This window comes from Calothrix sp. NIES-2100 (assembly GCF_963875285.1).
Classification (GTDB): Bacteria; Cyanobacteriota; Cyanobacteriia; order Cyanobacteriales; family Nostocaceae; genus Aulosira.
Map to the genome: position 1 here is coordinate 8,676,742 of NZ_CAWNLA010000001.1, position 20,141 is coordinate 8,696,882.

General features: G+C 42.5%; 20 protein-coding genes. 10 read left to right on the top strand and 10 right to left on the bottom strand.

Translation table 11 applies throughout. The features are described from left to right. Nucleotides 1–136 precede the first annotated feature (136 nt). The 4 genes from rpaB to AACU32_RS35350 all read left to right on the top strand — a co-directional run bounded on the left by rpaB (nt 137) and on the right by AACU32_RS35350 (nt 3,551). A complete protein-coding gene (rpaB, locus tag AACU32_RS35335; protein ID WP_045868271.1) occupies nt 137–865 on the top strand; it encodes a response regulator transcription factor RpaB in 729 nt (242 codons plus the stop codon). A 97-nt stretch (nt 866–962) separates the two neighbouring features. Next, on the top strand, nt 963–1,625 hold the full coding sequence (locus AACU32_RS35340; protein WP_096606918.1) for a cofactor assembly of complex C subunit B: 663 nt from the start codon (nt 963–965) through the stop codon (nt 1,623–1,625). Nucleotides 1,626–1,643: 18 nt separating this feature from the next. Continuing rightward, entirely contained in the window at nt 1,644–2,162 is a 519-nt protein-coding gene (locus AACU32_RS35345) for a DUF456 domain-containing protein (protein WP_096606919.1), read from the top strand. Between the two features lie 672 nt (nt 2,163–2,834). Beyond that, complete coding sequence (locus tag AACU32_RS35350; protein WP_096606920.1) at nt 2,835–3,551, top strand: PEP-CTERM sorting domain-containing protein; 717 nt, start codon at nt 2,835–2,837, stop codon at nt 3,549–3,551. A 265-nt stretch (nt 3,552–3,816) separates the two neighbouring features. On the opposite strand, the gene nblB is transcribed toward AACU32_RS35350, so the two are convergent. The 7 genes from nblB to AACU32_RS35385 all read right to left on the bottom strand — a co-directional run bounded on the left by nblB (nt 3,817) and on the right by AACU32_RS35385 (nt 12,609). After that, a complete protein-coding gene (gene nblB, locus AACU32_RS35355) occupies nt 3,817–4,482 on the bottom strand; it encodes a phycobilisome degradation protein NblB (RefSeq protein ID WP_096606921.1) in 666 nt (221 codons plus the stop codon). 117 nt (nt 4,483–4,599) lie between these two features. Then, entirely contained in the window at nt 4,600–5,064 is a 465-nt protein-coding gene (locus tag AACU32_RS35360; RefSeq protein WP_096606922.1) for a CBS domain-containing protein, read from the bottom strand. A gap of 178 nt (nt 5,065–5,242) precedes the next feature. Further along, entirely contained in the window at nt 5,243–5,662 is a 420-nt protein-coding gene (gene mutT / locus AACU32_RS35365) for an 8-oxo-dGTP diphosphatase MutT (protein WP_096606923.1), read from the bottom strand. Nucleotides 5,663–6,025: 363 nt separating this feature from the next. Then, nucleotides 6,026–6,370 carry a DUF760 domain-containing protein gene (locus tag AACU32_RS35370; RefSeq protein WP_096606924.1) on the bottom strand — a complete coding sequence of 115 codons (345 nt, stop codon included), beginning with the start codon at nt 6,368–6,370 and terminating at the stop codon, nt 6,026–6,028. Between the two features lie 318 nt (nt 6,371–6,688). Beyond that, nucleotides 6,689–7,645, bottom strand: coding sequence for an RNA polymerase sigma factor, RpoD/SigA family (locus tag AACU32_RS35375; protein ID WP_096608324.1), 957 nt, complete (start codon nt 7,643–7,645; stop codon nt 6,689–6,691). Between the two features lie 560 nt (nt 7,646–8,205). Then, nucleotides 8,206–11,475: a carbamoyl-phosphate synthase large subunit gene (carB, locus tag AACU32_RS35380; RefSeq protein WP_096606925.1), complete on the bottom strand. Its 3,270-nt coding sequence runs from the start codon at nt 11,473–11,475 to the stop codon at nt 8,206–8,208. Between the two features lie 579 nt (nt 11,476–12,054). Further along, a complete protein-coding gene (locus AACU32_RS35385) occupies nt 12,055–12,609 on the bottom strand; it encodes a Dps family protein (protein ID WP_096606927.1) in 555 nt (184 codons plus the stop codon). Nucleotides 12,610–13,008: 399 nt separating this feature from the next. On the opposite strand from AACU32_RS35385, the gene AACU32_RS35390 reads away from it, so the two are divergent. Then, nucleotides 13,009–13,260, top strand: a complete 252-nt coding sequence (locus AACU32_RS35390; RefSeq protein ID WP_096606928.1) for an Asr1405/Asl0597 family protein — start codon at nt 13,009–13,011, stop codon at nt 13,258–13,260. A 51-nt stretch (nt 13,261–13,311) separates the two neighbouring features. Next, nucleotides 13,312–13,992, top strand: a complete 681-nt coding sequence (locus tag AACU32_RS35395) for a (2Fe-2S) ferredoxin domain-containing protein (protein ID WP_096606929.1) — start codon at nt 13,312–13,314, stop codon at nt 13,990–13,992. A gap of 334 nt (nt 13,993–14,326) precedes the next feature. Here the strand turns inward: AACU32_RS35395 and phnE are convergent, their stop codons facing one another. From phnE to AACU32_RS35410, 3 genes are all read right to left on the bottom strand, one after another. Continuing rightward, a complete protein-coding gene (phnE, locus tag AACU32_RS35400; protein ID WP_096606930.1) occupies nt 14,327–15,121 on the bottom strand; it encodes a phosphonate ABC transporter, permease protein PhnE in 795 nt (264 codons plus the stop codon). Nucleotides 15,122–15,145: 24 nt separating this feature from the next. Then, nucleotides 15,146–15,874: a phosphonate ABC transporter ATP-binding protein gene (locus tag AACU32_RS35405; protein ID WP_096606931.1), complete on the bottom strand. Its 729-nt coding sequence runs from the start codon at nt 15,872–15,874 to the stop codon at nt 15,146–15,148. A gap of 194 nt (nt 15,875–16,068) precedes the next feature. After that, complete coding sequence (locus AACU32_RS35410; RefSeq protein ID WP_096606932.1) at nt 16,069–17,043, bottom strand: phosphate/phosphite/phosphonate ABC transporter substrate-binding protein; 975 nt, start codon at nt 17,041–17,043, stop codon at nt 16,069–16,071. A gap of 382 nt (nt 17,044–17,425) precedes the next feature. Between AACU32_RS35410 and AACU32_RS35415 the strand changes: the two genes are divergently transcribed. The 4 genes from AACU32_RS35415 to AACU32_RS35430 all read left to right on the top strand — a co-directional run bounded on the left by AACU32_RS35415 (nt 17,426) and on the right by AACU32_RS35430 (nt 20,038). Beyond that, entirely contained in the window at nt 17,426–17,944 is a 519-nt protein-coding gene (locus AACU32_RS35415) for an endonuclease domain-containing protein (protein ID WP_096606933.1), read from the top strand. Between the two features lie 75 nt (nt 17,945–18,019). Beyond that, nucleotides 18,020–18,838 (top strand): SDR family oxidoreductase, encoded by an 819-nt coding sequence (locus AACU32_RS35420; RefSeq protein WP_096606934.1) that lies wholly within the window; start codon nt 18,020–18,022, stop codon nt 18,836–18,838. 204 nt (nt 18,839–19,042) lie between these two features. Beyond that, entirely contained in the window at nt 19,043–19,123 is an 81-nt protein-coding gene (locus AACU32_RS40830; protein ID WP_445223245.1) for a zinc ribbon domain-containing protein, read from the top strand. A gap of 180 nt (nt 19,124–19,303) precedes the next feature. Then, on the top strand, nt 19,304–20,038 hold the full coding sequence (locus AACU32_RS35430) for a DUF1995 family protein (RefSeq protein ID WP_096606935.1): 735 nt from the start codon (nt 19,304–19,306) through the stop codon (nt 20,036–20,038). Nucleotides 20,039–20,141: the final 103 nt, after the last annotated feature.

The following is a 20,141-nucleotide window of genomic DNA, read 5'->3' on the forward strand; positions in this document are numbered from 1 at the left end:
AATTCTTGGCGAAAATAAAAGTTCAATAATAGTAGTAGTTACAGCTTTTTTTCATGTGATTCATGGAATGATATCTTAATATTATGGTATTAAAAATTAATCATGAAAAATTTTAGTTAAGGAGCGTTGAGAAACTTTGGAAAGTCATAAAGAAAAAATCCTGGTGGTAGACGACGAAGCCAGCATTCGCCGGATTTTGGAAACGCGCCTTTCCATGATTGGCTACGATGTAGTGACGGCTGGCGATGGAGAAGAAGCTTTGGAAACTTTTCGCAAAGCTGACCCCGACCTGGTAGTGTTGGATGTAATGATGCCAAAACTCGATGGCTACGGCGTGTGCCAAGAACTACGTAAGGAGTCAGATGTCCCTATTATTATGCTAACAGCCTTAGGGGACGTAGCCGATCGCATTACGGGATTAGAGTTAGGCGCTGATGACTATGTAGTTAAGCCTTTTTCCCCAAAAGAGCTAGAAGCCCGGATTCGCTCAGTACTCAGACGAGTAGACAAAACCAGTGCTTCGGGAATTCCCAGTTCTGGAGTCATCCACGTTGCTAATATCAAAATTGATACGAACAAGCGACAAGTTTACAAAGGCGATGAGCGCATTCGCTTAACTGGTATGGAGTTTAGCTTACTAGAGTTATTAGTCAGTCGCTCTGGAGAAGCTTTTTCCCGTTCGGAAATTTTGCAAGAAGTCTGGGGTTACACACCAGAACGCCATGTAGATACCCGCGTGGTAGATGTGCATATCTCTCGTCTGCGAGCCAAATTGGAAGATGATCCCAGCAACCCAGAATTAATACTCACCGCACGCGGAACCGGTTATCTATTCCAACGGATCATTGAACCTGGCGAGGAGTAAGTGAGATGAGGGGGATGAGGGGGATGAGGGAGACAGGGGAGACAAATGACTATTACCTAGTGCTATTTATTGCCCAATGCCCAATGCCCAATAACAAATGACTAAACCTGATCCCAATCTAGTTTTACGCCGTCTACCTATAGTGGTTGGCTGTTTAGGCGCTGTACTTTTGCTAATGAACCGCTTGTTGACACCTGAACTTACCGAATCCCAGGCGCGGGGGGATGTTCTCGGTGTGATTTTGAGTGCGGTGTTAATTTTAACTGGCTTAATTTGGCAGCAAGTACAACCGCGATCGCCTGATACTGTACAACTGATTGGGGAGGAAGGTTTTGTATTGGCTGACGATTTACCAGAAGCCGTGAAAACAGAACTAGCTTGGGCATCACATTTATTATTAACTAACACCGTCACGCGATCGCTGGTAGTTTTTTATCAAGATAAAGTTTTGTTACGTCGCGGTATTCTGTCCCCCAAATCTGAGGTTGTACCAGGGCCAATTTTAAAAAGGGTATTGTTAACACAAAAGCCAGTTTATTTAGTTGCGTTAAAAATCTATCCAGGGCGAATTGAATTTGATTATTTGCCAGAAAATACTCAAGGCGTAATTTGTCAACCTATTGGTAATCAAGGTGTGTTGATTTTAGGCGCAAATGCACCTCGCAGTTACACCAAGCAAGATGAAACCTGGATTGCCGGAATTGCTGATAAATTAGCTGTTACTCTCAGTTCTTATTTGCAAGTTGCATCAGACAATTAGATTGACAATTAACAAATTATGCAAATTATCTATTGGTTACTAGTTGCAGTAATGGTTGTAGGTATAATTGGTGCTGTAGTTCCTGCCATTCCTGGAACCAGTTTAATATTAATTGCAATTATTATCTGGGGAGTAGTTAGCAGTTCCTTCGCAGCGATTAAAATACCACTAATTGTCACAATAATTGTGTTGCTTTTGAGTATTGGCGTAGATTTCTTAGCTGGGTATATAGGCGCAAAACAAGCCGGTGCTAGTAAATGGGGACAAATAGGCGCATTTGTCGGATTGCTTTTAGGATTCTTCGGATTATTACCAGCTTTACCTTTTGGCGGGCCGCTATTAGGTATTTTATTGGGGCCATTGTTGGGCGCAATTATTGGCGAGTACCTTTACCAGCGTCAATTAGGAGTAGCAATTAAAGCTGGTATCGGAATTGTCGTCGGGACAGTGGTGGGAAATTTACTCCAAGGGATATTAGCGATCGCCGCAGTTATAGTTTTCCTAGTGACAACTTGGCCGCAAGTATTTCCTAGTTAGATTTTGATGTACAGTTGTCATCTAAGGCTAAACTCTTGCCTAATATTCTGCTGCTAATTAAATTATTCCAATGTGAAAATAAAATGCGACAGATGCATCTGCAAGGGCGGAAGTTGAATTTTGCGTCAGTCTTTCAACATGACATAAAATATCTTTAATTTTAATTAATCGTTTATTCATGTTGAGTTGATACAAAAATTAAATCTAACTTATCTAAACATCAACATCTTGATTTTTGAGAATTACTGCATGTCATTTACAAAATTGTATATTAACCTTAAAAAGAAAACATATATTTATAGTAGATCTACTTAAATATAAAATTTATAAGCTGAGAAAAACAAAGTTACTTTAAATACTTTTTGCTTAAGTATATAAGAGATAACACTATGCTAGTCATGAAGATTCTATCAAGTTAAATAACTAGACCTTGCCGATTAGGAAATACCTATGTAATTCTGGAGAAGTAACAAATCCATCAGCGATTAATCACAAAGATAGCGATTAATATACCTCTGATTTTGAAACAGCAAACTTACATAGATTATGATGCAAAACGCATTTATACTTTATTTTTTCAGTATTTCTAGCATTCATAACTAGCTTTAAGATTGCTGCGTAGTATTAGCGCACTTGGTCTGGTAAATTCTTTTATAGGAGCTTTAAATTACAATGTTCGGTTTTAAATCTAAACTTATAAACGCAACTTTAGCCGCTACTGCTGTCATCCCTTTAGCTACTGCTGGAACTTTTACCTTTGCTGCTTCTGCGCAAGCGGCTGCATTATCTGGGGAGTTTCAATTTCAGGGTGGTTTCACTGCTAATCCATATGCCACTAGTTTAGTGACATTATCAAAAGATAAACTAAACTTTACTCCTCAGCCCATCACTCCCTTTGGTGTTGCTGCAAATACAGGAAGTTTTGCAGCCTTCAACACAGGTAACATCGGTAATATTATTTCCTTTGCATCAGACATTGCCGACAATCCATTTATGGACTTTGGTAACCTGAATATACCTGGGGTAATTCTCCCAGGAGAAAATACTACCTCAATCACAGATGGCATCAATACATTTACTTTAAAATCTGCTGATTATTCAATAGCCCAAAGTGGAGCCAACGTGGCGATAGATGTTCAACTTTGGGGTATCTTCACCAGTGCAACGGGAGAGAAATCTAATGGTGCAGGAAACTTAACTTTCCAAGTAAATAATCAGACTGTTGCTCAGGTGAATTCAACTCTTGCTAGCGGCGGCTCAGTTAGTAACTTGAGCTTTTCTGGGGGTGCGTTTGCGACTGTTCCTGAACCAACTACATTATTAGGTTTGGGTGCTGTAGGTGCAGTCATGGCTTTGTCTCGCCGTCGTAAAACTCAAGTTAGTTCTTGAGAATTAACTGCAAGATAAATTGTTTATAATTAAGGAGGTAAATTTATTATCGAGAATACTAAAATTTAAAAATCATCTAAATATCTTCGGTTAGCAATAAGTGTTATGCTTTCAATTCGTAGTAATTTGTGAAATAATTACTACGAATTTTCTTTTGTAGTTTTGTACGTACTTATATACAGCATATTTCAGGAAAATGAAGTACATGGGTAGGGGCATAACATGTTGTGCCCCTAGGATTATTTGGAATCAGATTTTGCAATTATTATGATACTGACTGCAAAGATTTTTTCGCTTCATTGGCGATCGCTTCTACTTGATCATTTGCCAAAGTTTCCAAAACAGCTTTAGCATCTGCACCACCCAAACGGCTCAAAGCTAGCAAAACTCTATAGCGGACTTGCCAATCGGGATTTTGAGCATAGGGAGTTAACAGGGGTACTGCATCTATATTTCCCAACTCGCCAAAGGAACTAATAGCAGCAGTTTTAATTAAATCATTCTCAGTCTCAAGTGCAAGCTTGAGCAATTCAAAACCGCGCGGATCGCCTAACTCGCCCAATGTCGCGATGATGCTGAATTTTACCAGCCATTCAGGGGTTGTGTTGTAAAGTTGTTGCAAATCGCCAAAAGCTTCTTCTAACTTCAGCGCGCCTAAACAATCGGCGGCGGCTGCTTGCACATCAGGTTCGGGGTCATTCAGCAGTTGCCGTAGTATATTCAATGATAACTGTAAATCTTGTGTGCCGAGTACATCTAGCTGACTCACTGCTGAGTAACGGACACGAGCATTGCTATCACCAACCCCAATTTGAATTAATTCAAAAGCGATCGCTCTATCTAAATCGCGAATTTGATTCACAGCTCGTAAGCGATCGCCCAAATCTTCAGAACTGAGCAATTGCTTAACCGACTCAGGAGTAATACTCATTTAATTATCCTAAATTTTCCAAAGGTTTAAAAAACAGTCAATAGTCATTGGTCATTTGTCATTTGTCAATAAATTCTAGACTGTTGACGGTTGACTGTTGACTGTTGACTATGGGGACTAATCTTGACTTGCTGCCATTGCGCGAATAATGTCACCACGGGTGAGGATACCAATTACTTGACCCGCGCTGTCAAGTACCGGCAGACGGTGAACACTGCGATCGTGCATGATTCTGGCTGCTTCTTTTAAAGTTTTATCAGGGGTAATGGTAATCGGATTTTTGCTCATCACTTCCCCGACAGTTTGTCCTAGCGCTTTGTGCAAGTCACGATCATAATCAGCGGGATTTTGTAAATAGATAACACTATCAAGAAACATGATGTAAGCCGGAGGAGTCACACCTGTTTCTTGCCACATCAGGTCAGTTTCTGAGATAATGCCTATCAATTTACCAACATCATCTACAACAGGTAGACCGCTAATGCGTCTTTCTGCCAGAATTTGAATAGCTTCCTTCAGTGGAGTTTCTGAGCGAACAACAACTGGGTCATGGCTCATCACGTCGGCAACTGTTTTAGGCATTTGTTTGCTAACACCTTATATCAAAGTCTCTGCGTTTATTTTAAAAAATTGCGGGTCGCAACCAGATGCAGTTAATACATCGTTACTTGGGAGTTGTCAGTTGTCAGTTGTCAGTTGTCAGTTGTCATTTCCCCCTGCTCCCCTGCTCCCCTGCCCCCCTGCTTCCTAGCTAGTAGCCCTAGCCTAAGCGCCCCTGCTTCAACGCGGCGATAATTTGCACATTGGCTTTGGGAAAAGCAAACTGTTCTAATTCTGCCAAACCTACCCAGCGAATTTCATCACATTCTATGGCTTGGGGAATACCTGTCAGATGGCGACAGTGATGTACGGTCAAGGTAACCCGTAACTCTGTATAAGTGTGGTCAATGGTAATGAGATGTTCTCCTACAGCAATTTCTATTGCCAGTTCTTCATAAATTTCCCGTTGAATACATTCTTGGACCGTTTCACCAGGCTCGATTTTGCCACCGGGGAATTCCCATAAACCACCCATTGCTCCCCCCGCACGCCGGCGATCGATTAAAATTTGCTCTTGGTCGTTCCAAATTACGGCCACACCGATAATTTTGTGGGGTAGGAGAGAAATGGGTTCACTCATAGTTGATAGGGAAATAAAAAATTAGTAGAGCTGCGTGTTTACAGTTAAAGCAAGGACTGAAGTCCTTACTACTTGCAGTTCAATAATAGAACTCGGCAGACATAAATTAAGTTTGCCGAGTCTATATTGTATTACGCATTTCCACAGCTATGAATTTATTTGCATACCTATTGTTGTCTTAATTTTTGATGGTGAGTATTTTATCTCAAGTTACTAGTTTTGGTGTGGTTAACCCCCAATCATAGCTATTCTTTAAATCTATGAGTTAGGGGTAAATTATTAGGAGAGTATCAGGATTTTGCAGAGAAATATTTTTCACTGATATCAGCTTGGCTGAGTCCAGGGATAAACTCAACAGCATTGCTAGTCTTTTTCGCTATCGTTGATTTCTGTGCCTTGTAAGGCCATTTCAAAATTCATTCTTTGTTCAGCGTTACGCAAAAAGTAACCACTGATCATTGCAGAGGCTAAAAGCCTACCTAGATTTTCTCGATTAGTAGTGATGGTAACGCCAAAGTGTTCTGAAGGGAGGTTACCCAAAAGCCCCACAATATTGCGTTCCATTACTTGAAGAACTTCCCCAGAACTAGGTTTAGATAGCTGGGACACTGTCTCTGGACTCAAAGACTTAACATATTGCCAAAGTACATCGGTAGTATCTGACTCACTGTCAAAAAATTCTGAGACTCGATTGGATGGGTTACTCACGTTTCAACTCCTTGACTAATACTACTAGCTGTGGTGTTGATGGATTTTCAGAATCAACGCCTATCCTTTATTGACCTTAGCTAGTTCTTGGCTGTTCCTGTCAACTAATGTAACAAGTTATATATTCATAGTCATTCGGTTTAACCGTACCAAAAGCATGGTGTTTTCTCACCTATTGGTCAATTGTCAATTGTCATTTGTCATTGGTCATTGGTCATTTGCAATATCATAAAGCGCAAAGCCTGAGCTAAGACAGCCTTAGCTCAGGCTTTGTGAGAGAAGACAGATAACAACTGACAACTGACAACTGACAATTGACTAACTAGCCAAATATTCATCCATGTTAGCTTTGGATTTGCGCAGTTTGGTTAATGCTTCCCGTTCAATTTGCCTAACTCTTTCGCGGCTGATGTTGAGAATTTCGCCAATTCTCGCTAAAGTAAGAGCCTGTCCATCCATTAACCCAAAGCGGAGTGTAATCACTTCTTTCTGTTGGGGTGTAAGATCCCCCATCAGGCGTTCTAAGTCCAAAGATAGGGAAGATTGCATAACAAACTCTTCTGGAGACGCGCCGGGATCTTCTAGCATTTCTCCGAGTTCAGTATCGTAGTTGTCTCCCAACCGCAAATCAAGTGATAGGGGTAGACGTGCTTTTTCTAGATATTCTCGCACCTGTTTGGGTGTCAAGTCCAATTCTTGCGCTAGCTCGCCAGCTGAAGGCGCTCGTCCTAGTTTTTGCGATAATTGACGCTGTGCTTTTTTAATTTTATTGAGTTTCTCGGTGATATGAATAGGTAAGCGAATGGTACGCGCTTTTTCGGCGATCGCTCTGGTAATTGCTTGACGTATCCACCAATAAGCATAAGTTGAAAATCTATAGCCTTTTGTGGGATCAAATTTCTCCACACCCCGCTGCATCCCGATACTACCTTCTTGGATCAGGTCAAGTAGATCGACATTGCGCTTAATATACTTTTTGGCAACAGATACCACTAACCGCAAGTTAGCTTCTACCATCTTGCGCTTGGCATACTCACCTTCAGCGATCGCTTCATTCAACTCAGCTATTTCTAACTGTGTCGCCTTAGCCCATTCTTCTAAGGAGGGTTGATGACCTAACTGGGTGGCTAGCTCCTCTCTTAAGTCATGCAAAGCAGTTGAACGCTGCACCTGTTTGCCATAAAAAATCTCTTCTTCGTGGGTTAAGAGTGGCACACGGCCAATCTCACGCAGGTAAGTCCGCACGAGGTCCGTGGCTGTCTGAGCGGTCTTCATGGCGCTACTCATTGCTAATGTTGGATTTGACAGTGGGGTGATTAAGTGATAGATGCTTTGCCAGGGTGCTACCCAGTCGAAAGGAGAACCCATACAATGGTTGGCAATTTACTTGTCCTTTGAAACTTGGCTGCTCATATTAATCTATTGAGGTTCTTAACTGTTCTAGAAGTTACAGTTATTTACCCGCTTTCACAAGTATCTAGAGTTAGATAAAAGGTCTTGAGTGGAACATTTTTTGGATAATTTCATTATTAATAATTGTAACATTTATGAGAGAAATCTGATCATTGATTTGTCTAAAGTTTACAGACTGTTCAAGTTTATGTAACGCACTCATATAGATAAATACCATTTAGTGGCTCAGCATAAGTTTTTCTGTAGGCTGCAAGATATTTCTCATATTTCTTAAAATAACTCAATGATAAGTATAGTTAATCGTCTATAACAATTGCTTAATTTTTGCTTTACCTGGAGGCTAGGGGCTAGGGGTTAGAGGCTAGGGACAAGGGAAGGGGGACAAATACACAATGCCCCATGCCCAATGCCCCATGCCCTACTTAAGCACAGTAATCTTGTAGGACTTTTACATCTAAAGTCGTAGATTGCAGAGAACGAATGGCAGCAACGGTGGCTTTTGCTCCGGCGATGGTGGTGATAATGGGGATTTTATAAGCCAAGGCGGTGCGGCGGATTAACCTAGCATCAGTATGGGCTTCTTCTCCCGATGGGGTGTTGATAATGAGTTGGATTTTCTGGTTTTTGATGGCATCTAGGACGTGGGGACGACCTTCATGGAGTTTCAGGACTAACTCAACATTTAAGCCATGTTCCTGAAGGACTTGGCGTGTGCCAAATGTCGCCATGACAGTAAAGCCTAAATCAATAAATTCTTTGACGACGTTGACGGCTGGGGCTTTGTCGCGATCGTTCATGGACACGAAGACGGTTCCAGATAAGGGTAACCTTTCTCCTGCACCGATTTCGGCTTTGGCATAGGCGCGGCCAAAGTCGGTGTCAATTCCCATAACTTCACCTGTTGAGCGCATTTCTGGGCCTAATATGGTATCTGTACCGGGGAATTTATTAAATGGCAAGACTGCTTCTTTGACGGCTATGTGGGAGGGGATGACTTCTTTGGTAAAGCCTAGCTCTTCTAAGGTTTTGCCGGACATAATTAAGGATGCGAGTTTTGCCAACTGCACACCAGTGGCTTTGGAAACAAAGGGCACAGTACGAGAAGCGCGGGGGTTGGCTTCGAGAATGTAAATTTGCGGCGAATAGCTACTAGCACCAACAACAGCAAACTGAATATTCATCAGCCCAACTACTGAAAGCGCTTGTGCTAGCTGCACTGTCCAAGTGCGGATTTGATTAAGCACTGCTGGTGGGAGAGAAATGGAAGGTAAAGAGCAAGCAGAATCACCAGAGTGAATCCCCGCTTGTTCGATGTGTTCCATAATACCACCAATTACAACTCGGCCAGTGTGGTCGGCGATCGCATCTACATCCACTTCGATGGCATTTTCCAAAAATTTATCAATCAAAATTGGATGATCGGGTTCTACTTGCACCGCAAATGTCATGTAGCGTTCTAATTCTGTATCGGAATAGACGATTTCCATCGCCCTTCCCCCCAATACATAGCTGGGACGTACTACCACTGGATAACCAATGCGTTTGGCGACAATCAGCGCGTCTTCGTAACTGCGGGCTGTTCCGTTGGGTGGTTGGGCAATATTCAACTGGTTGAGAATTTTCTCAAACCGTTCCCGGTCTTCTGCCATATCTATAGAATCTGGCGATGTACCCCAAATTTTGGGAATTGGAGATGGGGGATTTTCCCCAGTCTCTAGCCCCTGCAAATACTTTTGTAAAGGTACTGCTAACTTCAATGGTGTTTGTCCACCGAATTGGACAATGATGCCTACAGGGTTCTCAGCTTCGATGATATTGAGGACATCTTCTTTAGTTAATGGCTCAAAGTAAAGGCGATCGCTGGTGTCATAATCTGTAGAGACTGTCTCTGGGTTGGAGTTGACCATAATCGTCTCATAGCCTGCACTTTTCAGGGCATAGGCAGCGTGACAACAGCAATAATCAAACTCAATTCCCTGGCCGATGCGGTTGGGGCCACCACCCAAAATCATCACTTTGGGCTTGGTGGAGGGTAAAACTTCGGTTTCTTCTTCGTAGGTGGAATAGTAGTAAGGAGTAAACGCTTCAAATTCGGCGGCGCAGGTGTCTACAGTTTTATAAACGGGGATAACTCCTAGCTGTTGGCGATAAGCCCTGACTTCATCTTCGGTGGTTTTGGTGGCAAAGGCGATTTGGCGATCGCTATATCCATCTCGTTTTATTTCATACATCTGCGCTTTTGTCAACTGCTTTAAAGGAGTTCGTTTGAGGAATTTCTCCACTTCTAGCAGTTGTTGCAATTTATCGAGGAACCAGGGGTCAATACCTGTGAGTTCGTAGATTTCGTCAATAGTTAGTCCTGCTTGTAAAGCATGACGCACGGAGAAAATGCGATCGGGGTTGGGTGTGCGTAATTGGGCGCGAATTTGTTCACCACTGGGTAATTTCTCGGCTTTGTCGCAACCCCAGCCAGCGCGTCCAGTTTCTAAGGAACGCAGGGCTTTTTGAAAGGATTCGTTGAATGTCCGGCCAATAGCCATTGCTTCCCCAACGGATTTCATTTGCGTAGTCAACACCGGTTCGGAACCAGGAAACTTTTCAAAAGCAAATCGGGGAACTTTGGTAACTACATAGTCAATTGTCGGTTCAAAGGATGCTGGAGTTTTCTTGGTGATATCGTTTTTAATTTCATCCAAGGTATAGCCGACAGCTAACTTAGCTGCCATTTTGGCGATGGGAAACCCAGTGGCTTTGGAAGCCAAGGCGGAACTGCGAGAGACACGGGGGTTCATTTCAATCACGACCACATCCCCAGTGACAGGATTGACGGCAAACTGGATATTAGAACCGCCAGTTTCCACACCGATTTCGCGGATGATTTTAATTGCCATATCCCGCAGCCGTTGATATTCTTTATCGGTGAGAGTTTGGGCTGGTGCAACGGTAATCGAGTCGCCGGTGTGGATACCCATCGGGTCGAGGTTTTCGATGGAGCAGATAATCACCACGTTATCTGCTAAATCCCGCATGACTTCTAATTCGTACTCTTTCCAACCAAGTAGAGATTGGTCGATGAGAATTTGGGAAACGGGGCTAGCATCGATACCAACCTGTGCCATTTCTTCAAATTCTTCTTGGTTGTAGGCAATACCGCCGCCCGTACCACCCATAGTGAAAGCAGGACGGATAATTAGGGGATAAGTACCAATGCGGCGAGCGATCGCTTTAGATTCTTCTAAAGATGAGGCTGTACCACTGGGACACACAGCCACTCCAATCTTGGCCATTGCATCATTGAAGAGTTTTCTATCTTCAGCTTTTTCAATAGCTGGAAGTTTAGCGCCAATTAACTCAACGCCATACTCTTCTAAAACACCATTTTTCGCCAAAGCCACGGCAAGATTAAGGGCGGTTTGTCCTCCCATTGTTGGGAGTAAAGCATCAGGACGCTCTTTAGCGATGACTTTTGCGACCATTTCCGGTGTCAGCGGTTCAATATAAGTGCGATCGGCTGTTTCCGGATCAGTCATAATTGTCGCTGGATTAGAATTTACCAGCACCACTTCATAGCCTTCTTCTCGTAAAGCTTTACAGGCTTGAGTGCCAGAATAGTCAAATTCACAGGCTTGTCCAATTACAATCGGGCCAGAGCCTAACAGCAGTATCTTCCGAATATCTTGACGGCGGGGCATAGTCTTTGGGATGGAGTACGAGAATACAAATCCTGATTATTTTAAGATTGTTTTTCCCTGGTCACGCCTTTTATTATCAAGTTTTCTAGGTTTGATGACAGCTAGGGCAGAGGGGGGAGCAGGGGAGCAGGGGGGACAAGGGAAAGGGGACAAGGGAGATAAATTACTATTGCCTATTGCTTTCTTGACAAATGCCCAATGACCAATGACCAATGACCAATGACCAATGACCAATGACCAATGACCAATGACCAATGACCAATGACCAATGACCAATGACCAATGACCAATGCCCACTATTTTTTATTTAAGTTGATAATTTTTGGCAAAAGGTAGTAAATTTTGTACATATATAGATAGCTGATAACTAACCTGATACAGGTAAGAGTAGATAGCAATATTCCTAAGTAGCTAATTAAGAATAATTGTTTATATTAAATATTGTGATAATTTGTATACTTCATTAAAAATTGCAGAGATGTAGTAGAACTACTCTCTGCCAAATTTAATATTTTTTTAAGACTTATTTCTGCCTAGTTTCTATGCAGTAAAGAGCGACTGATCGAGATTATGAGAGTTTTAGTTTTGAGCAGGTTGGACAAAACCCAAGGTTAAGCTGTCTTTAGCCAGGAAATGAGACAAATGATAAGCACGTTCTTCAGTTTTTAACAGGATTTTTTCGTAGAGATAGCGTGTACCACGGTCTCCCAAACTTTCTGCCTGAGCGGCTTGGCGACGAATCACGCCAATGATAGCTTGCTCGGCTGCTAAGTCATTTTCTACCATTTGGCGGGAAGAATATACGCCATCTGGCTCTTGCGTAAAACAAGTTAATTCGGCCAATTTGCTGAAGGTAGCCACGGGTACACCACCTAATCCATCCAAGCGCTCGCCAATTTCATGGATATGGTCTTGTATTTCTTTGTAGCTGTCATTAAAAAACTCATGTAATGAGTAAAATTCTGCACCTTCAACTACAAAATGATGTTTTTGATACTGCAAGGAAAGTGCTTGAAAACTAGCTAATACAACGTTAAATCCTTCCGTAACTGGTGCGGTTACACTGTGATCTAACAATACAGGATTGTCATAAACATGACCAAAATTCCGTAACACAGTTGTGGTTTCAGACATCGTTCTCCTCGCTTTTATCAGTTCGGGTTTAACTGCTGAGTTTCTACATATTAACACTCTAAAAATTAAACGCAATTCCAATTAATTTCATGGAATTTTAATTTTTAGTCATTAAAATTTTTCATTGTGCAAAGTGTGTCAATGGTCAATAGTCATTGGTCATTGGTCATTTGTCATTTCCCCTTGTCTCCCTCATCCCCCCTACCCCCCACCCCCCTCATCTCCTTCGTATTAATAGGAGATCATGGCAACTATTTGAGATTCTTATCTAAAATAAATGAGAATTGTTTGCACTTAGGTTATGCTGGTTTTAGAAGCTGAACTCCCAGGAATGGGAAACAGCAGCGACTAAAAGCGCGGTAGTTACTGCAAGTTAATTGCACTTTGAGGGTACATTTCTTGAAACCGTCTAGTTCAGAAGTCGAAAGCAAGCACGTTTTAGAGGTGAATTGGGTAGACCGCTGGCAAGTGTATCAACGTTTACAGGAACTAGGTATTCCTTGTTGGTGTGAGCCTAACCAGCCATTGAAAGTTGAAATTAGCAATTCCATAGCAGCTATTCAACTTTGGAGTTTGATGCGCCAATTTACACTTACCCGTCAAGACCTGATTTGGAGTCTTGAACAATGCTGGCAAAGTCGCTACCGCTGAGGCTTTCTCGCTTAATAATGTGTCCCAATCAACAATATTAGGTAAAAAAACATGAGTGAATCCCACAATCAGGAAGTATCAGATTTTTGCCTTGAAGGCAGGTTTATGGACTTTGTTATTAAAGATGGGTATAAGCTTAAAGGCTTGCAGATATGGACTGCTGACGGTGAATGTTATGTAAAACTGGCTAAACATTTAAGATTTGCTTTTGACTTGGGCTTACCGCCAGGTACTTGGCTGCAAATTGTCGGTAAAAAAAAGCACGAACTAGGAACAGACAAAGTTACACTGAAAGCTGAACGTGTGATGGCGGCGCGGCAAGATGTGGCAAATGAGAGAATTACACAGATGGGTATGCCTTCACCAATCTCTCATCAACAGAAACCGTCATCTATTAGTCAAGGTAACGCCAAGTCAAATAAGAGCAAAAGCACGATTTTAGTATGTCAAAAATCTGACTGTATGAAGCGCGGTGGTAAGGGAGTTTGTCAAGCTTTGGAAGCTGCTTTGAGCGATCGCGGTTTAGAAGACCAAGTTACCATCAAAGGTACTGGCTGTATGAAAAACTGCAAAGCAGGCCCTAACGTAGTCATGCCAGATAAAACCCGCTACACTCGGATTAATGCGGCGCAAGTTCCCGCAATCATGGATAAACATTTTAGCGATCGCAACGAAGAAGGTAAGTTAGAAGAACTTAGGGAAGTAGCTATACCAATAAGAATCAATACCTAGTTTAATTGTCACTCTTTAATGAGAATATATAACAAGAAATTTTTTAGTGTTTCCTTTCCCTACTTGGCAGTACAGTTTTGCAAATTTTTGCAAAATATTTGCAAAACTAGTACTCCAGTCAATAAATTTTGCGGATAATCTCCGATTACACGAACCTTTCCGCCCAAAATTCGTAGGGGCGGGTTGAGTAATATCTTTGTGCATGAGCGATCGTATCTGTAAACCCGCCCCTACTAAGCTGCGACGCATCTAATTTGTATATAAGACGCGGGCAAGATGCCCGCACTACAATTATTTTGCGTTTTTGACTTATATAATTTAGCTGCACATCAGCTTACATGGAATCAAGGCGGCGACGAAGTTGGCTACTAAATGCATCAATAACTGTGACGACTACTAACAGTACAAGCATCATGGTTGTAGCCTTGTTGTACTCAAAACCATCAATGTAACTTTTCAACTGAAAGCCAATACCACCTGCACCCACTACACCTAATACAGAAGCAGCGCGGATATTGTATTCAAACATCCAAAATGTATAACCTAAACCCAATGGCAGCACTTGGGGTAAAATTCCATATTGGGCAATTTGTAACTTAGATGCGCCGATGACTTCTAAAGATTCTATCGAGCGGGGGTCAACGGCTTCGATCGCCTGTTGATAAAATTTAGCCAGGTAGCCGATAGTATAAATTCCCAAAGCTAAAGTACCTGCTGGTGCGCCTAGTCCAGTTGCGGCGACAAAAATTAACCCCAGAATAATCGAAGGAACAGAACGGACAGCATTTTGCAGTAAATTGGCTAACCATTGCAACCATTGCGGTGCAACATTATTGGCGCTAGCTACTGCAATGGGTAAGGAAATAATTGCGCCGATAGTGGTTCCCCAAAGTGACATTTGTACAGTTTCAATCAGTGCTTGAACCGCTATATCTAAAACTGTTGGATCTGGAGGGAATAACCTGGAGATGAAGTCAGTGATATAAGGCCAGCTATTACTAACTAAGGCAAAATCGACTTTGAGTCCTTGTAACGCCCAGCTATAAACTACTACTGCAATTAATAGGATGATGAGAGGACTTACCCAAGGGTAGCGCCGAAAAAGATTTGAATTGAAGAAGTAATTCATAATTTGTATTTGCGCTCTTTTACTCTACACTTGGGAAAACTTGGCTTGCAGGTTGTCGCAAACACCGTCATAAATAATGCGTCCAGCATCGACAACGATCGCTCTTTGGGCATATTCTGCCGCTATCCCCAAATCATGCAAAACTGTGACAATTGTCATGCCTTGTTGAGAATGCAATCCTGCTAAAGTCTGCATCACTTGTTGGCAAGCTATCACATCCAACCCGGTGATTGGTTCATCAGCTAAAAGAATTTGTGGTGATTGAATTAAAGCACGGGAGATCGCAACTCTTTGTTGTTGTCCCCCGCTAAGTTGGCTAGTTTTTTGATCGGCTAACTCTTTTAAACCCATCTGTTGCAATAACTCTAATGCTCCAAGGCGATCGCGTCGCCCAAATCCAAATAAAGTTTGCCAAGTTGTTCTAGTACCGAGTCTTCCACACAGGACATTTTCAATCGCTGATAATTGCCGAATTAACCCACCACCTTGAAACAACATCCCCACATCACGCCTAATTGCTGGGAGTGTGCGAGGAGTCATGGTTACACCATTAATTTGAATTTCACCCTGTACTAAGGGTACTAATCCTACAAGCGATCGCAGTAAGGTAGATTTACCAGCACCATTGAGTCCCAGCAATACCACAAATTCGCCCCGTTTAATTTGACAATTAATGCCATTAAGAATAGGGCGATTCAGAGAATTTACATAAGCTGTCTCTAAGTTGTGGCACTCAATTACATAATCGTTCATCCCAAAATCGATTCCAGTATAAGGTTATGGGGCATGGGGCATAGGGCATTGGGCATTGGGCATGGGGCAATAATCATTTGTCTCCCGAAGGCTGAGCGGAGTCGTACCCTACGGGAAGCAAGCTACGCGGAGCGTCTCGCAGAGAAGCCTGTCCTCCTTGTCCACCCTATCCCCCTTGTCCCCCTGTTTCTTAACTAAGGTGCAATCCCAACCCGTGTGAGTGCATCCCGGATTGGTGCTAGGTGGCTATTGTGATCTACTTTCACCAATTCTGTAGAGTTATACAAGTTGCGTAGTAGCTGGTTATTTTGTGACTGATTTAACTTGAGTAGGGCGTTAATAATTCTTTCGCGATCGCCAGATGGAACATCATCATCAATGGCGATACCGTGGGCGGGTACACCATTAATTCTATGCAGCACGCGCAACTGATTTTTTTCTTCTGGTGTAATATACGGAGAATATAAAGCATATTCTGACACTGTTGCCACATCTGCTTGTCCACGCAGCACAGCTTGCAGTGCTTTGCTGTAGTTACCACCATAGTTAACTTGACCGAAGAAACCACCCAAGCGATCGCTACTCTGTACAAACCCCTGTTTTACTAGTTCACTCACGGGGAAAATAAACCCTGAACCAGAAGTAGGAGAAGTAAACGCCATTCTTTTACCCCGCAATTGTTCTAAGGTTCCTTTGGCGTTATTTTGACTTTTCAAGGAGCTATTTTTGGGAACTACAAATACTGAGCTATAGGTATGTCTTCCCGAATAATTATCACGCACCTCGGCTAGATACAAGCGAGCATTTGCCAGTTGTTCAGCCTTCAACGCCGGACGGCTACTCAAGAAAGCTACATCAGCCCGATTTGCTCTTAATGCTTCCACCGCAGCTGTATCATCGCCTACCTGGGCTTTAACTGGTATTCCCAGTTCTTTAGATAAAAATGCTCCTACAGAATTCGCCTTAGTTTGCAAATCAGTGGAATCAGCTCTGCTAGGAAAAACTACTGTCAAAGACTTAATTGTTTGAGCAAGCAAAGTAGGTGCTTGTTGATTATTACTTGAATTAGCAGTCATTGCCTTTAATCCCCCACATCCTGTGACTGCTATACCTGCAAGCGTAGCTAATGCAGCCCCAGCACCCAACAAGCCCTTTTTCCCCACACTCATTGCTCACTCTCCATTAAGAAATATTCTCAAGATTTTTGCAAACTAATTGCAACTAATTCCATAAAGCAATCTAAAGTTTTTGAGAATAAAAGTCAATATAGGATGTATCGTAATTCATCAATGAAGCTCATAGAGTAAAGCCGCAAGTTCATAAATAGCGTGGAGTTGTTCTGGTTGTGGCAGCACGAAAATGGAGAAATACAAGTAACCTTTAGTTAAAAATCACACGAATATAAATGTCCCAACACCAACAACAAAATTCTAACTATACTTCCCCCTCCTCGCTTGCGGGGAGGGGGTTAGGGGGTGGGGTAATGATGTTTATCGCAACGCCAAGATTGGGAAAAATGAAACAAATAGGTTAAAAATCACACAAAGATAAATGTCCCAATACCAACACCAAAATTCCCACTCCAATCCCCCCTCCTCGCTTGCGGGGAGGGGGCTAGGGGGTGGGGTTCCTTGGCAAACTCCACCAAAACTCTGGGAAAAACTCAAGCCATTAGCACGACAGATGCGGCGTGAACCAACACTTGCAGAAGAGAAACTTTGGCAGAAGTTGAGATCTAAGCAACTTCTAGGTTTTAAGTTTCGCCGTCAGCATGTAATCGATCGCTTTATTGTGGATTTTTACTGTCAGGAAGCGCATTTAATTGTTGAAGTTGATGGTGGAATTCACGACTATACCCAACAAGAAGATGCAATCCGGCAAGAATTTTTGAAAAGTCTTGGGTTACGGGTGATGCGGTTGCAAAATGAGGATGTTTTGAATTCAATTGATGAGGTGTTGGCAAAGATTGCACATGAGTTGCAAAGTTGGAAGAACCCCACCCCCAACCCCCTCCCCGCAAGCGAGGAGGGGGCTAACGAGCGAGAGGGGGCTAATAATTTAAATCATTGAGTAGCACCTTGAGAGTGATGGCCTGCACAGGATTTTTAATTAGATTAAGCAATAGACAAGATATTGGGGGCAATTATGACTTCTTCAGTTAAAGATTTGGTGCTGGTTGTTGGTGCTACTGGTGGAGTAGGACAACTGGTAGTAGGTGAACTACTAGAGAAAGGCTTAGGGGTTCGCATCCTGACACGCAATCCAAGTAAAGCCCAAAAGATGTTTAATGACAGAGTTGAAATTGCTGTTGGTGATATCCGCGACGCCGCTACACTCCCAGCCGCAGTTGCGAATGTCACTCATATTATCTGTTGTACTGGGACTACGGCTTTTCCTTCTGGTAGATGGGAGTTTGACCCCAGTCCTAGTTGGATTGAATGGCCAGGGCTGCTGGTTGATCCTAAACTGCGTGAGTCTAGGGCTAAAAATAGTCCGCAAAAAGTTGATGGTCAAGGTGTGAGTAACTTAGTAGCAGCAGCACCTAGCAATCTTCAGCGATTCGTTTTTGTTTCTTCTTGCGGTATTCTGCGTAAAGATCAGCTACCTTTTAGTATTCTCAATGGCTTTGGTGTGCTGGATGCTAAACAAAAAGGTGAAGAAGCGATCGCTAATTCGGGATTACCTTACACTATTATCCGTCCGGGACGTTTGATTGATGGCCCTTATACCTCATACGACCTCAACAGTCTTCTCAAAGCAAAAACAGATAGTAAGTTGGGTGTGGTGATCGGCAAGGGCGATAAACTTGTAGGTGATGCTAGCCGCATTGATGTAGCTTCAGCTTGTGTAGAATGCATTTTTCAGCCAGCAAGTGCAAGACAAATTTTTGAATTGGTGAATAAAGGGACAAGACCGGCTGTCATTGACTGGGATAAGCTTTTCTCACAACCCACCACTGTTTAAGACAGGAAGTTATAAGAAAAAGGCTCAGCATTTAGCTAAGCCTGATTATATCCTGGTGCTTAAACAGACATCCCAAATTAATTTAGTCAAAAATTCTGCTTTCTTTAATCTTCCTAGAGGCTGTATCTAACTATCCTCAAGGCTGACTCAATTTTGAACTTCCAGAGCGGAACAAAAAAAGAAATACTCACATTAAATGAGCGAGTGTTTGAATGTTCCGAGTGTGGTTTTGTTATTGACCGTGATTTGAACGCTGCAATCAATTTGTCCAAAACCGTCAGTTAGACGGAGCTAGCCTGTGGACTGGATAACGCCGACGTTACCAGGATGAAGCAGGAAATAAACGAAGCCCAAAGTAGATATTTCCAATTATGGGTATCTTTGGGTAAGTGTTATTTAACGGCTGCTAACTTGGATCGCTAATCCTGAAACAATGAAAGTAGACACCAAAGTAAGAGCCAGACTATGAGTGAACTTCCCAAGAGTCTTGAAGAAGCGATCGCCCAATCTCGCACAGCTACCCAAGCAGCCCTAGCAGATGGACAGACTCGCTTACAAGTTGAGTTTTTGTTTCCCGAACTCAAATTTATGCTAGTAGCAGAAGACTATCTACCTGTATTTGCCGATTATGGTTCCCGGCTGAAGGTTTTCTTTGCTGATGCTGGTGCGGCTGCTCTAGCTCGCCGCGAATGGAAGGATGCTGCATTTAAAATTGATGATATCGGCACAGGTAGAGCTTCTGCCCCCGGCTCAAAAATTCAGCCAGAAGACGAAATTTTCCTCTTTATTGCCCCAACTTCCGTTGAAGTACCCCAGATAGAAAAACTTGTGGCAGAAATAGGCGATCGCCCTGTAGTTCTCTTAAATCCTCGCCTAGAAGATTACGGTATTGTCGGCATTGGCTATGCCGCAAGGCAAGTCCGTCAACGTTTCATTGGTAACATTGAATCTTGCTATTACTTGCGTCCAGTAGATGACCAAACTGCTGTTTTTCGTTGTTATCCAGGACAGTGGTCAGTTTGGGTGGAAAAGGATGATGAGTATCAAAAAATTGCCGAATTAGAGAAAAAACCATCTGGTGATGACTTAGATCTCATTCTTTTGAAAGGACAGCCCCAAGCAGCAACCGATGCTGCACCTGCGAAAAAGCCCAGCGTACTTAAGGGTTTGCAAAGGTTTTTAAAGGCGTTGAGTAGTTAAGAGAAATTCGGTAAAGCTGAGGTAGCAGTGGATATTTTGTCATCTGCTGCCTCACTCTATTAAGGTATTTATATAGGTCAACTAGTCGAGACAAAATTTTAGT